This is a genomic window from Streptomyces sp. NPDC057253 (genome assembly GCF_042669125.1).
Lineage (GTDB): Bacteria > Actinomycetota > Actinomycetes > Streptomycetales > Streptomycetaceae > Streptomyces.
Genome location: NZ_JBHUXV010000021.1, coordinates 15,383 through 29,437 on the forward strand (window position 1 = coordinate 15,383; position 14,055 = coordinate 29,437).

At 72.4% G+C, this 14,055-nt stretch carries 11 protein-coding genes; 7 read left to right on the forward strand and 4 right to left on the reverse strand.

The features are described 5' to 3' along the window. Window positions 1–58 precede the first annotated feature (58 nt). Together ACFULQ_RS14205 and ACFULQ_RS14210 are read right to left on the reverse strand one after the other, a co-directional pair. A complete protein-coding gene (locus ACFULQ_RS14205) occupies window positions 59–991 on the reverse strand; it encodes a chitosanase (RefSeq protein WP_383542808.1) in 933 nt (310 codons plus the stop codon). Continuing rightward, window positions 988–1,905: a rhomboid family intramembrane serine protease gene (locus ACFULQ_RS14210; RefSeq protein ID WP_383542810.1), complete on the reverse strand. Its 918-nt coding sequence runs from the start codon at window positions 1,903–1,905 to the stop codon at window positions 988–990. The genes ACFULQ_RS14205 and ACFULQ_RS14210 overlap by 4 nt, the downstream gene beginning before the upstream one ends. A 97-nt stretch (window positions 1,906–2,002) precedes the next feature. Here ACFULQ_RS14210 and ACFULQ_RS14215 point away from each other — a divergent pair, with 97 nt between their 5' ends. Then, window positions 2,003–2,725, forward strand: coding sequence for a vWA domain-containing protein (locus ACFULQ_RS14215; RefSeq protein ID WP_383542813.1), 723 nt, complete (start codon window positions 2,003–2,005; stop codon window positions 2,723–2,725). An 18-nt stretch (window positions 2,726–2,743) separates the two neighbouring features. On the opposite strand, the gene ACFULQ_RS14220 is transcribed toward ACFULQ_RS14215, so the two are convergent. Together ACFULQ_RS14220 and ACFULQ_RS14225 are read right to left on the reverse strand one after the other, a co-directional pair. Continuing rightward, window positions 2,744–3,628 (reverse strand): hypothetical protein, encoded by an 885-nt coding sequence (locus tag ACFULQ_RS14220; protein WP_383542816.1) that lies wholly within the window; start codon window positions 3,626–3,628, stop codon window positions 2,744–2,746. Window positions 3,629–3,665: 37 nt separating this feature from the next. After that, entirely contained in the window at window positions 3,666–5,435 is a 1,770-nt protein-coding gene (locus ACFULQ_RS14225; protein WP_383542819.1) for a beta-galactosidase family protein, read from the reverse strand. Between the two features lie 166 nt (window positions 5,436–5,601). Here ACFULQ_RS14225 and ACFULQ_RS14230 point away from each other — a divergent pair, with 166 nt between their 5' ends. From ACFULQ_RS14230 to ACFULQ_RS14255, 6 genes are all read left to right on the forward strand, one after another. After that, window positions 5,602–6,474, forward strand: a complete 873-nt coding sequence (locus ACFULQ_RS14230; protein WP_383543028.1) for a helix-turn-helix domain-containing protein — start codon at window positions 5,602–5,604, stop codon at window positions 6,472–6,474. A gap of 1,077 nt (window positions 6,475–7,551) precedes the next feature. Then, window positions 7,552–7,902, forward strand: coding sequence for a chorismate mutase (locus ACFULQ_RS14235; RefSeq protein WP_383542822.1), 351 nt, complete (start codon window positions 7,552–7,554; stop codon window positions 7,900–7,902). Window positions 7,903–8,040: 138 nt separating this feature from the next. Further along, window positions 8,041–8,589: a two-component system response regulator gene (locus ACFULQ_RS14240; RefSeq protein ID WP_383542824.1), complete on the forward strand. Its 549-nt coding sequence runs from the start codon at window positions 8,041–8,043 to the stop codon at window positions 8,587–8,589. A 56-nt stretch (window positions 8,590–8,645) separates the two neighbouring features. Continuing rightward, on the forward strand, window positions 8,646–11,132 hold the full coding sequence (gene pepN, locus ACFULQ_RS14245) for an aminopeptidase N (protein WP_383542826.1): 2,487 nt from the start codon (window positions 8,646–8,648) through the stop codon (window positions 11,130–11,132). Window positions 11,133–11,248: 116 nt separating this feature from the next. Continuing rightward, complete coding sequence (locus ACFULQ_RS14250) at window positions 11,249–12,607, forward strand: pyridoxal phosphate-dependent decarboxylase family protein (protein WP_383542829.1); 1,359 nt, start codon at window positions 11,249–11,251, stop codon at window positions 12,605–12,607. Beyond that, window positions 12,604–14,025 (forward strand): lysine N(6)-hydroxylase/L-ornithine N(5)-oxygenase family protein, encoded by a 1,422-nt coding sequence (locus ACFULQ_RS14255; RefSeq protein WP_383542832.1) that lies wholly within the window; start codon window positions 12,604–12,606, stop codon window positions 14,023–14,025. Before ACFULQ_RS14250 ends, ACFULQ_RS14255 begins: the two co-directional genes overlap by 4 nt. Window positions 14,026–14,055 lie beyond the last annotated feature (30 nt).

Below are 14,055 nucleotides of genomic sequence, written 5' to 3' on the forward strand. Positions count from 1 at the left end.
GTGGTGGCGCCTGCCTCATGTCCCCGACCGGACCGAGGCGGGCGCCGTCGCATGTGCCCTACGGCACCTTGAACGTCTCCCCGTACACCTGCCACGTGAGCGGAGTCCGCAGGCCCAGGTTCCCCTCGTCGAGGAAGCGCCGTTGCGCGGTGTCGACGCGGGTGGTGTCGATGCCGGGGTGCCTGGTGCGCATGGCGTCCTCGCGGATGTCCAGGAAGGCGTCCAGGTAGGCCTTCTCCGAGCCGCCCCCGGTCGGGCTGTCGGCCTCGGCGAGGGCGCGTTCGCGCAGGCCGTAGAAGCTGGTGGCGTCGGTGCCGGGGCCGTGGAAGACCATGGCGTCGTAGTAGACGAACTGGCCCAGGGCGCCGAGCCCGTCGAGCTTGGCGAGGCGGACCGCGGGGTCGAAGTACACGCGGTCGCGCGCCGCGTCCTGGGCCCTGCGGAAGGCGGGCACCTCGGCCTCCGCCTTCCACGCGGCCGTGAAGCCCGGGTCCAGGCCCTCGTGGGAGTCCGTGCCGTCGACCGCGCGCAGGGCGGGGAGGTAGCGCGCGAGGCCGTTGTCCGGGTGGGCCCTCGTGTAGCCCTCCACGAGGGTGAGCAGGTCGTTGGTGCCGGTGCAGAAGCCGATGATGCCGGCCGTGTAGCCCTGGCCGTCGCCGATGTCCTCGATGTACGCGTAGGCGCTGCGCCAGTCCAGGGTGGAGTTCTCGGCACTGGCCACCAGCTGCTGCGCGAGGTCCTTCTCGGCGGGGGCCGCGAGGCCCGGCGGAAGGCCCCCGAGGACCTTGTAGCTCGCCGAGCTCCCCGACTGCTCCGCCCAGTCCTTGGCGCCCTGCGCGTCCTCGGTGTCCTCGGCCGCCTGCGCCCGGTAGGCGGAGGAGAGGTCCGGCCCGGCCCGGCTCGCGTCGGTGTCCTCGGGCGCGAGGAAGTACGCCGACGCCGTGACGATCACGGGGACGGCGGCGAAGAGCAGCACTCCGGCGCGTTTCACCGGGCTCCCGTCAGCTCGGCGGCCTTCGCCCAGGCGCACACCACGAGCAGCACCAGCAGCGCGGCGCAGACTCCGGCCTGCACGAGGGCGCGACGGCCGTCCCGGGGAGCGTACGCGTAGGCCACGGTGACCGCGGCCCCGGTGAGCAGACCGCCCAGGTGGCCCTCCCAGGACGTCAAGGCCGCGGAGATCACCAGCCACAGCAGCAGACCCGCCATGAAGCGGTTGACCTGGGCCATGTCGGCGCCGAGCCGCCGGGCCAGCACGTAGTACGCGGCACCGAGCCCGAAGATCGCGCCGGACGCGCCGAGCGTGGGCTCGTGGGGGGCGATCAGCAGGACGAGAACCGAGCCGCCGAGCGCGGAGAGCAGATACAGGGCGAGGTAGCGGACCCGGCCCAGCTGGGCCTCGACCACCCGGCCGATGTTCCACAGCGACACCATGTTCATCACGATGTGCAGGATCCCGAACGTGCCCTCGGTGGGCGGCAGATGCAGGAACGCGCCGGTCAGCAGCCGGTACCACTCGCCGTCGACGACCCCGTCGACGTGGAAGTCGGCGGGGTAGGCCGCCTGCCACAGGTAGTGGCCGCCGTCCGGGCCCACCAGACCGGCCCCCAGCATCTCGAACCGGTCCACGAGCGCCGGGCGCACCAACTCGCCGAGGTAGGCGAGCACATTGAGGCCGATGAGGACGTACGTCACCAGGGGTACGGCCGAGATCCGTCCGCCGAACGCGGTCCGCGCCTGCCGTACCGACCGGGCCCCCTCCCGCACGCACTCCGGGCACTGGTGGCCGACGGCCGCCTCCCGCATGCAGTCCGGGCAGATGAACCGCTCACAGCGGGTGCAGCGGACGTGGGACTCCACCTTCGGGTGGCGATAGCAGGTCGTGAGGGTGGATTCGGGTTCCACGTCCGGCTCCTCGGAGTGACAGGGGCGATCATTGAGCCGGTGGGGACGGCGGCGAACAAAATATCGAACGCCGGGGACTGCGGAGAGCGGAGGGGTCATGGTCGCGATCAGTCTCAGCAAGGTGGAGGAGACGGCGCCCGCGCTGGTCGACCTGTACAGGAGTGCCGGGGTGTCCCTGGTCAAGCACGGGCTGGACGGGCTGCGGGCCGCGGTCTACCTCGTGGTCGACTACTCGGGCTCCATGCGGCCGTACTACCGGGACGGCAGTGTGCAGGCCCTCGCGGACCGGGTGCTCGGGCTGTCCGCGCACCTCGACGACGACGGGCGGGTGCCCGTGGTGTTCTTCTCCACCGACGTGGACGCCGTGACGGACATCGAACTCGCCGCTCACCAGGGGCGCGTCGACCGGATCGTGGCCGGCCTCGGGCACATGGGCAAGACCAGCTACCACCTGGCCATGGACGCCGTCCTCGACCACTACCTCGACAGCGGCAGCACGGCCCCCGCCCTCGTCGTCTTCCAGACCGACGGCGGCCCGATCAACAAGCTCGCCGCGGAACGGTACCTGTGCAAGGCGGCGAAGCTCCCGCTGTTCTGGCAGTTCGTCGGCTTCGGCGACCCGGACAGCAAGCAGTTCGACTTCCTGCGCAGGCTCGACGAGCTCCCCGTACCGGACCGGCGGGCGGTGGACAACGCCGGCTTCTTCCACGCGGGCGAGACCCCTCGCACGGTCCCCGACAGCGAGTTGTACGACCGCCTCGTGGGCGAGTTCCCGAAGTGGCTGGTGGCGGCGCGGGCCGCGGGGATCGTGCGGAGGTAGGCCGGGGCCCCTGGGGGCCTACGTGTCGCACTCCAGGACCGTCCGGCACAGCGCGCACCGGGCGCGTACCCGGCCCCGCACCGGCACCCGGATCCGCTGCCGGCAGGTCGGGCAGGGGAACGACACCCGCAGGTGGCCGACGCCGTCCGGGGTGAAGGTGTAGGGGACGCCGGGCCGGGGGCCGGGGCCGCCGTGCCGGCGGTCGCGGGCGTAGCGGCGCCGGCCCGCCCAGCCCGCGGCCGTCAGCGGCGGCTGCTGCTCGTCCTCCCGGGCCAGGGCCAGGCCCTTCCCGTACGCCGTGTACGCCTGCGGGCTGGTGAACCACACCGACGGGTCCTCGCCGAACACCAGGGAACGCTTCGCCAGGACGTACCCGAACTCCTCCGGCGTCAGGTACCCCAGCTTCTGGGACGACGCCGCGTCCTCCCGGTACGCGTCCAGGAGCAGCCACCCCGCCCCCAGATACGTCGTCGCCGTGTCCGTGAGGATCTCGTTCTCGCGCACCCCCGGGAAGGAGAGGTCCAGCCGGTGCAGATACACATGCATGACCTCGTGGGCCAGCGCCGCACCGATGTCCCGCCGGTGCGTGCGGAACCGGTCGTTCAGCTCGACGAAGTACTCGGGCCCCGCGGTGAGTTCGACGTTCGCCGCGTGTGTCATCTCCCGGAAGCTCACCACGAGCCGCGCGTCCGGCAGCCGGTAGTGCCGCACCAGCTCCCGGGCCACCCGCTGGGCGCCCAGATAGAGGTCGTCGGTGTCGCAGAACGCCACGTCCACCGGCGCCACGCTCGTCGCGAAGGTCCGCACGGTGTCGTAGGAGAGCCGCTTGTAGAGCGCGGTGATCGCCGCCCGCACCGTCTCCAGGTGCGGGTAGCCGTGCTGGACCGGTCCGTCGTTCGTCACGCCCGTACCCCCAAGACGCCCTGAACCCGATTCCACTCTACGAGGTCGTGAGCCGATCCACGTGGGTCGCATCCGGAGCGCGCAGACGCAGTACGGGTCCGTCGGCCGGGGCCTCCTCCAGCTCCAGCACCCACACGTCGTTGCCGCCCTCCCGCAGTACCGGACCGGGCACGTACAGCGACCGCTGCGGGCCCACGGACCAGTACCGGCCGAGGTTGAAACCGTTGATCCACACGAACCCCCGGGTCCACCCCGGCAGTTCCAGCACCGCGTCCCCCGCGCCACGCACCCTCAGCTCGCCCCGGTACAGACCCGGAGAGCCGTCCCCCGGGACCTGCTCGAAGCCGAGCCCCGCCAGGGAGTCCAGCGCGTCCAGCCGCAGCCCGCGCGCCCGCACCCCGTGCAGGAACTGCCGCTCGTGCAGCAGACCCCCCGTGATCCCCTTCGCCTCCCCGCTCCGCGGCCCGTAGTTGACCCGCCCCAGCGACTCCACCCACAGCTCCACCCGCGCGGGCCCCGCCACCGGCTCCTTGAGCCGGACCTCGTCCTCGGTGAGCACCCCGGCCCGCTCCCCGTCGACGTAGACCACGGCGAGGTCCCTGAGGCCGCGCGCGATCAGCGGGTACGGCTGCCGCGGCCCCGGCACGTCCACCTCGTACCGCACCAGCCCCCGGTCGACGTCCAGCTCCTCGAAGGTCGGCGGGACGGGCCCTTCGAAGGGTGCCCCACCGCGCTCCTCCAGTACGGCGGACAGGGGCGCCCAGTCGCCCGGGCGCACCTCGTCCGGCGTCCCCAACACCTCGGGCGGGGGCGGCGGTTCGGCCACCGGGCCGTACTCGGCGAGCACCTCCCGGAAACGCCAGAACTTCTCCGTCGGCCTGCCGTACTCGTCGATCGGCGCGTCGTAGTCGTACGACGTCACGTCCGGCTCCAGCGGGCCGTCGTGCAGCGCGCCCCCGCCGCGGTTGGCGCCCGCCCAGCCCGCGAAGTTCGTGCCGCCGTGCGCCATGTACAGGTTCACCGAGGCGCCCTGCTCCAGGATCTCCCGCAGCGTCGCCGCCGCGTCCCCGGCGTCCCGTACGACGTGCTCGCCGCCCCAGTGGTCGAACCAGCCGCACCAGAACTCCATGCACATCAGCGGACCGTCCGGGCGGAACCGGCGCAGCGTCTCGAAGGCCGTACGGGCGTCGGAGCCGAAGTTGACCGTGGCGAGCACACCGGGGACCGAGCCGCCGGTGAGCATGTGGTCCTCGGGGCCGTCGGAGGTGAACAGCGGGACCGTGATGCCCTCCGCGCGCAGGAGTTCGGCGAGGCGGGCCAGATAGCGCGCGTCCGAGCCGTAGCTGCCGTACTCGTTCTCCACCTGGACCATCAGCACCGGGCCGCCCCGGTCGATCTGCCGCTCCACGACCTGCGGCAGCAGCCGCCGGAACCAGCGCTCCACCTCGCCCAGGTACACCGCGTCGCTCGTGCGCGCCCGCCCCTGGAGCCAGTGCGGCAGGCCGCCGTTCTCCCACTCCGCGCAGATGTAGGGGCCCGGGCGGACGATCGCCCACAGCCCCGCCTCCCGGGCCGCGTCCAGGAACCGGCCCAGCGCCGCCACGTCCCGGAACTCGCCGGGGTGCGGCTCGTGGAGGTTCCACGGCACGTACGTCTCCACGCAGTTGAGGCCCATCGCCCGCAGCATCGCCAGCCGGTGCCCCCACTGCGCCTCGTGCACCCGGAAGTAGTGCAGCGCGCCGGACAGCAGCCGCACCGGCCGTCCGTCCAGCAGGAAATCGGTGTCACCCGTCGAGAACTCGCTCATGGGCTCCACCCTCGCGACTGGCGGCGACCACGTCCATGGACAAAGATCGGCGCTGCTTGGACCGAAGCGACGGTCGTCGCACCGGGTGACGGTCGGCGGGCCGGGCGGGAACGTCGGCGGACCGGGCGAAGGTCTTGGAACGGAGCGAACCGTGGAAGGCGCGGCGATGTACCACACCTGGATGCGGTTCTTCTCACCCGGCCCCGTCCACCAGCGCCTCGGCCTCGTCTGCCTCGGCGTCGGCCTCCAGTACGGCGCGCTGCCCACCGTCGGGCCCCGCACCCTCGACAGCCATGTCGCCGTCGTCATCAGCACCGGCAGCGGGTGGTACGAGACCCCCGACGGGCGGCGCCGGACGGTCACCGCGCCGGCGCTGCTGTGGCTCACGCCCGGCGTCCCGCACCACTACGCGCCCGACCCCGGGGCCGGCTGGGACGAGGGGTTCGTCGGGTTCACCGGGCCCGCGACCGCGACGTACACCGAACTCGGCTACATCGAGCCGGACCGGCCCGTCGTGGCCCTGTCCGACGCCACCGGCCCGCGCGCGGTGATCGCCCGGATCGCGCGGGCCGCGCGTCGCGACAACCCGCTGCTGGAGGTGGAGACGGGAGCCGCGGTCCACGAACTCCTCGTCGCGCTGCGCCGCGCCCGTGCCGACCTCGCGCCCGACGGCGACCCCGTCCTCAAGGCCCTCGCCCGGGACGCCTTCAAGCCGATGTCCGTCGCCGACCATGCCGCCCGGCACGGCATGACCCTCGCCGAACTGCGCACCGCCGTGCGCCGGGGTGCCGGGTGCAGCCCCAAGGACTACCTCCTCGGCATCCGGCTCGGCCGCGCCAAGGAACTCCTCGCCGCGACCGAACTCCCCGTCGCCTCCGTGGCCCGCCGCGTCGGCTACGACGACCCCGCCTACTTCTCCCGCCTCTTCACCCGCCGCGTAGGCATGCCCCCGATCCACTTCCGAACCCAGGAGTCCCGAACGGTCCCGGGGGGCTGGAGCAACCAGGTCCCGGATCCGGACGACCCACCGCGGGTCTGAGCCGGGTGGGTGGGGGTTCCGGGTTCTGGGGGCGGTGGGTCGGTGGTCTGGTGGGGGTGGGCTGCGGGGGCCTGAGGTGGTGGGCCAGGTGGGGGTGGGCTCCCGGGGCGCCGGCCGGTGGGTTGAGTGGGGGCCTCCGGGGGGTTTGGGCGGGTGGTCCCGGTGGGGTGGGCTGCGGGGTCTTGGAGCGGGGGTCGGGCGGGGGTTCTGGGAGATCGGGGCCGAGGTCCCAGCGTGTGGCCTGCCGGAGTTCTGGGCCGGCGTCCCCGGCGGGGGTGGCCTGCTGGGGGGCGGGCCGGTAGGCCGGGGCGGGGCGTACGGGGTGCTGGGCCGGTGTCCCCGGCGGGGATGGCTTCCGGGGAGCTGGGCCGAGGTCCCGACGCAGGTGGCTGCGGGGTTCCGGGGCGGTGGTGCTGGAGAGGTGGCCTGCCGGAGTTCTGGACCGGTGGTCCCGGCGGGGGTGGTCTGCTGCGGGTTGGGCCGGTAGGTCGGGCGGGGGCGTTCGGTGTGCTGGGCCGGTGTCCCCGGCGGGGATGGCTTCCGGGGAGCTGGGGCGAGGTCCCGACGCAGGTGGGCTGCGGGGTTCTGGGGCGATGGTCCTGGAGGGGGGCTGCCGGGGTTCTGGGCCGGTGTTCCAGGCGGGGGCGGGCTCCCGGGGTTTGAGCCGGTGGGTTAGACGGGGGGGCGGTTTACGGGGATCCGGGCCGAGGTCCCGGCGGCCTGTGGCTTGCCGGAGTTCTGGGCTGGTGGTCCTGGCGGGAGTGGCTTATGGGGGTTTGGCCGGTGGGCTGGGCGGGGGGGGCGTACGGGGTGCTGGGTCGGTACACCTGGCGGGGATGGGTTCCGGGATCTGGGTCGAGGTCCCGGCGCGGATCGGCTGCTGGGTGCCGGGCCGTGGGCCCGGTGGGGATCGGGCGCTGGCTGCTGGGCCGTGGGTCCGGGCGGGGCGATCCGCGGGGGATCTGGCACCGTGGGATCGGCCCGGCCCGGCCGGTGGGAGACCGTAGCCCGGTCGGGTAGCGGTCCGGGGCGGGTGGCGATGATCTCCTTACGCCCCGCCCCGTAGGGTTGGTGACCATGACCACCAGCAACACCGGAACCGGTGACGTCGACCCCGCGGTCCGTGCGGAGCTCGCGCGGCTGCGGGACAGCATCGACAACATCGACGCGGCCGTCGTCCACATGCTCGCCGAGCGCTTCAAGGCCACCCAGCAGGTCGGCCACCTCAAGGCCCGCCACCAGCTGCCCCCCGCCGACCCGGACCGCGAGGCCCGCCAGATCGAGCGGCTGCGCACCCTCGCCGAGAACGCCAAGCTCGACCCGGCCTTCGCTGAGAAGTTCCTGAACTTCATCATCGCCGAAGTCATCCGGCACCACGAGCGCATCGCCGAGGACACCGTCAACGGCAGCACCCCCGTGGCCGATTGACCTCGTAGAACTCCCCAGGGACGTGACACGGCGGCCCGCACCCGGCATGCTGCCCCGTGCACTCCTTGTCAGCCTGCGAGCACTCCCCGTCAGGACGCGGGCGTAGGCTGGTTCTCCGCGAGGGAGGGACGTCGGGCCATGCCGTCGGATGCCAGGATCCTCATCGTCGACGACCACGAGGACACGCTCTACGCCCTGGAGGGCGCCCTGGCCCCGCTGGGCTACCAGCTCGGCCGCGCCACCAGCGGTGACGAGGCCCTCAAGCAGGTCCTCCGGGGCCAGGTCGGCCTCCTGCTCCTCGACGTGCGGATGCCCGGCGTCAGCGGCCTCGACGTGGTCCGCTACATGCGCCGCCTGGAACAGACCCAGCACATCCCCGTCATCCTGCTCACCGGCTTCGGCCCCGACCACGAACTCACCTCCGCCGCCTTCGGCCTCGGCGTCGCCGACCTGATGATGAAGCCCATCGACCCCTGGGCCCTGCGCACCAAGGTCCGCTACCTCTACGACGCCCACCGCCGCCGCCTCGCCCTCGAACACGAGGTGCGCGAGCTGCGCGCCCTCGTCAAGGACCACCCCGACGACGTGAGCGCGGCCCGCCCGGCCCTGCCCCACCCCGACGCCCGCGTCCCGGTGCAGCGCGGACAGGGGGCGCACACCGAGGAGCTCGAACAGGACCGGACATAAGGCGTGTACCGATCCGCCTCTGTGAGTTGGCCGTGCCATCAGGCAGCATGTCCTGCATGTCCGTACTGACGCGCGACGAAGCGCAGACCCGTGCCAAGCTCCTCGACGTTCACCGCTACACCATCGCGCTCGACCTCACCACCGGCGACGAGACCTTCGCGTCCCAGACCGTCGTCCGGTTCACCGCGCGCGCGGAGGCGGACACCTTCGTCGAGCTCAAGCCGGCCGAACTGCGAGCGGCGACCCTGGACGGCCGCCCCCTCGACCCGGAGACCCTCGACGGCAACCGGCTGCCCCTGACGGGCCTGACCACCGGCGAGCACGAACTGCGGATCGACGCCGTCATGCGCTACTCCCGCACCGGCGAGGGCATGCACCGCTTCACCGACCCCAGCGACGGCGAATCGTACGTCTACACCCAGCTGTTCATGGACGACGTCCAGCGCGTCTTCGCCGCCTTCGACCAGCCCGACCTCAAGGCCGTCTTCGACCTGACGGTCACCGCCCCCGAAGGCTGGAGCGTCCTCGCCAACGGCATCACCGAACACCTCGGCGACGGCCGCTGGCAGGCCGCCACCACCCCCCTCATCTCCACCTACCTCGTCGCCGTCGCCGCCGGCCCCTGGCACTCCGTACGCACCGAACACCGCGGCCTGCCCTTCGGCATCCACTGCCGCCGCTCCCTCGCGCCCTACCTCGACCCCGACGCCGACGAGATCTTCGAGATCACCAAGCAGTGCTACGACCGCTACCACGAGAAGTTCGAGGAGCCCTACCCCTTCGACTCCTACGACCAGGCGTTCGTCCCCGAGTTCAACGCCGGCGCCATGGAGAACCCCGGACTGGTCACCTTCCGCGACGAGTTCGTCTACCGCTCCGCCGTCACCGACACCGAGCGCCAGACCCGCGCCATGGTCATCGCCCACGAGATGGCCCACATGTGGTTCGGCGACCTCGTCACCCTGCGCTGGTGGGACGACATCTGGCTCAACGAGTCCTTCGCCGAGTACATGGGCTACCAGACCCTCACCGAGGCCACCCGCTTCACCGACACCTGGGTCGACTTCGGCGTCATGCGCAAGGGCTGGGGCTACGACGCCGACCAGCGCCCCTCCACCCACCCCGTCGCCCCCGAGAAGGTCGACGACACCGCCAGCGCCCTCCTCAACTTCGACGGCATCTCCTACGCCAAGGGCGCCTCCGCCCTGCGCCAACTCGTGCACTGGCTCGGCGAGAAGGACTTCCTCGCCGGCATCAACACCCACTTCGCCCGGCACAGGTTCGGCAACGCCACCCTCGCCGACTTCATCGACTCCCTCGCCTCCGCCACCGAACGCGACGTCCACGCCTGGGCCGACGCCTGGCTGCGCACCACCGGCGTCGACACCCTCAGGCCCGTCGTCACCCGCGGCGAGGAGGGCACGTACACCCTCCAGGTCGAGCACCAGGGCAGCCGCCCGCACCGCATCGCCGTCGGCCTCTACGACCAGGACGTCACCGACGAGGGCCGCCACCTGGTCCTGCGCCACCGCCTCGACCTCGACGTCCCGCAGACCGAGCCCCTCCCCATCGGCAAGCGCCCCGCCCTCCTGCTCCTCAACGACGGCGACCTCACCTACGCCAAGGTCCGCTTCGACGCCGAGTCCTTCAAGACGGTCACCGAGTGCCTCTCCGGGCTGCCCTCACCGCTGACCCGCGCCGTCGTCTGGAACGCCCTGCGCGACGCCGTCCGCGACGGCGAACTCGCCCCCTCCGCCTACCTGGAGGCCGCCCGCGCCCACCTCCCGCACGAGACCGACCTCGCCCTCGTCCAGGGCGTCCTCGCCTTCGCCGCCACCTACGTCGCCGACCGCTACATCACCCCCGAGGAACGCCCCGCCGCCCAGTCGCTCCTCACCGCCCTGTGCCGCGACCTCATCCGCCGCACCGAGGACGGCGACAACCCCGGTCTGCGCCTGATCGCCGTACGCCACTGCATCAACGTCGCCGCCCACCCCGACACCATCGCCGCCTGGCTCGCCGACGGCACCGTCCCCGGCGGACCCGAACTCGACCCCGAACTGCGCTGGCGCGTCCTCGCCCGCCTCGCCGTCCTCGGCGCCACCGACGAGACCGCCATCGCCGCCGAACTGGCCCGCGACCCCTCGGCCACCGGCCAGGAAGGCGCCGCCCGCTGCCGCGCCGCACTCCCCACCGAGGAAGCCAAGGCCGCCGCCTGGGACGCCATGTTCACCCGCGACGACCTCTCCAACTACCTCTTCACCGCCACCGCCCAGGGCTTCTGGCAACCCGAACAGACCGATCTCGTACGGCAGTACGTGCCCCGCTACTACCAGGACGCCGTCGCCCTCGCCGCCCGCCGCGGCCCCGCCATCGCCGACGCCGTCGGCCGCTGGGCCTTCCCCGACTACGCCATCGACGAGGACAACCTGAACCTCGGCCGGACCTGCCTGAACGACGCCGACCCCATCCCCGCCCTGCGCCGCAAACTCGTCGACCAACTCGACGACCTGGGGCGGGCGTTGCGGGTGAGGCAGGCATAGAGCGGGTTTTCCCCGCACGGCAGTACCCCCTTTCGGGTCAGGATCGTTGAACTCTCCGGGCGCGCCCAGCCAGCCGCGTCCAAGCTGGAAGCCCCCAGCGCCCCCGGAGGTCGACGATGCACACGCCACTGCGTCCGCTGCTCGACACGGTCCTGGACGCGCTGGAGGAGGGGACCCGCCTGAGGGGCGGGCCCCTGCCGGCCGGAGGCCCGCCGAAGGTGGCCGAGCGGATGCGGGCCGCGGTGGGGGACGTATTCCCGGACGAGGGCGACCCGGACGCCCTACGCCACCTGGTCCGCGCCGTGGCAGAAGGCGCAGCGGACCCGGCCCACCCCCTCTGCGCGGCCCACCTCCACTGCCCGCCGCTTCCGGTGGCGGCGGCAGCAGACCTGGCCGTCAGCGTCTTGAACCCTTCGATGGACTCGTGGGACCAGGCTCCGGCGGCATCGGAGCTGGAGTCACTGGTGACACGGCAACTGGCGAGAGAGGTCTACGCCGAGACACCTGGGGGCGCGGGGAACTGCGCGACAAGCCCCCACCGGCCAGACGCTTTGATCACAACCGGTGGCACGGGATCCAACCACCTCGCCCTCCTCCTGGCCAGAGAGACACTCGGCCCCGGCGTCCGCCTGGTCTGCGCCGAAAGCGCCCACCACTCCCTCCCCCGCGCGGCCTGGCTGCTGGGGATGCCCCACCCCGTCACTCTCCCCACCCTCGATTCCACAGCCCTGGAAACCGCCCTCACCACTCTCCAGGGCCCGCTCGTCGTCGCGGCCACCGCAGGCACGACAGACACCGGCCACATCGATCCGCTACCCGAGATCGCGCACCTGTGCGCACAACACGGCACCCGCCTGCACGTAGACGCGGCCTACGGCGGAGGCCTCCTCTTCAGCCCCCGGCACCGAGCCAAGCTCACCGGCATCGACAGCGCCGACACCGTGACCCTCGACTTGCACAAACTCGGCTGGCAGCCGGTCGCCGCCGGACTCCTCGCCGTCCGCGACGAAAGAAACCTCGCCGCCCTCCACCACCGCGCCGACTACCTCAACGCCGACGACGACACCGAAGCCGGCCTCCCCGACCTCCTCGGCCGCTCCCTGCGCACCACCCGCCGCCCGGACGTCCTCAAGATCGCCGTCACCCTGAAAACCCTCGGCCGCACAGGACTCGGCGCCCTCGTCGACCAGGTCTGCGCACAGGCGCGGGAGTTCGCGAAAGCCGTGGACGAACACCCCGGCTTCGAACTCCACGCCCCGCCCACCATCAGCACGGTCCTGTTCCGCCCCGCGGCCGCCACCGACGACGCCGTGGCCGCCGTACGCCGAAAACTCCTCACCGACGGCCGCGCCGTCCTCGGCCGAGCCCGCGCGGCCGACCGGCTCTGGCTCAAGGTCACCCTCCTCAACCCCACCACCCGGCCGACCGACCTCACCGCACTCCTGAACCTCGTGGAAGGAACCACCCCCCGATGAACCCCCACCCCCCACACCACGAGCCCGACGCACCCCGCGACCTCGTCGGCATCGGCATCGGCCCCTTCAACCTCTCCCTCGCCGCCCTCGCCCAGCCCCTCACCACGCTCGACACCGTCTTCTACGACCAGCGCCCCGCCTTCGACTGGCACCCCGGCCTGCTCATCGACGGCGCCACCGTCCAAGTCCCGTTCCTCGCCGACCTGGTGACCCTCGCCGACCCCGCCAGCCAGTGGACCTTCCTCAACTACCTCAAGGCCCGCGAACGCCTCTTCCCCTTCTACTTCGCCGAGCGCTTCCACATCCAGCGCGCCGAGTACGACGCCTACTGCCGCTGGGTCGCCGAGAACCTCCCCGGACTCCACTTCCGCCACCAGGTCGACGCCGTCCGCTTCAACCCCGAACGCGACGTCTTCGAGGTCGACTTCACCCAGCTCGACAGCGACGGAGAAGCCGAGGCCCTCGGCCGTACGTACACCAAGAACGTCGTCCTCGGCATCGGCACCGAGCCCTACGTCCCGGAGCCCCTGAAGCCCCTCGTCGAAGCCCCCGGCGTGCCCGTCATCCACGCCGCCGGCTACCTCGACCACCGCGCGAGCCTCCTCGCCGCCGACCACGTCACCGTCGTCGGCTCAGGCCAGTCCGGCGCCGAGGTCTTCCTCGACCTGCTCAGAAACCGCCCCGCCGGCCGCGAGCAACTGCACTGGCTCGGCCGTACCGAAGCGTTCGCGCCCATGGAGTACTCCAAGCTCGGCCTCGAACACTTCACCCCCGACTACACCCGCTACTTCCACGCCCTGTCCGAAAGCGTCCGCGACCGCCTCGGCACCACCCAGTGGCAGCTCCACCGCGGCATCGGCGCCGACACCATCGCCGCCATCCACGACGAGCTCTACCGCCGCACCCAGCACGGCGGCTGGCCCGACGCCGTCCTCACCCCCGGTGTCCGCGTCCGCACCGCCGGACGCATCGCGACCACCAAGGTCGAACTCCACCTCGAACACATCCAGCAGGGCAGCCGCTCCCGGCTCACCACCGACGCCGTCGTCCTCGCCACCGGCTACCGCGAGCGCCCCCTCGACCGCATCCTCGCCGGACTCGACCCCTACCTGCGCCGCGACAGCCGCGAACGTCCCCGCGTCGACGAGCAGTTCAGGCTCGTGCTCGACCCCTCCGTCACCGGCGCCGACTGTCACGTGTACGTCCAGAACGCCGAACGCCACACCCACGGCGTCGGCGCCCCCGACCTCGGCCTCGCCGCCTGGCGCAGCGCCACCATCCTCAACACGGTCACCGGCAAGGACGCCTACCCCCTGCCGACGCGCACGGCCTTCACCACCTTCGGCCTCGAACCCCGCCCCCAGATCCCGTCGGCCCGCAAGGCCCCCGCACTGACACCCCTGGTCGAAGGACGGTGAGACGCCGGCGACGGCACCGAAGCCCGTCGC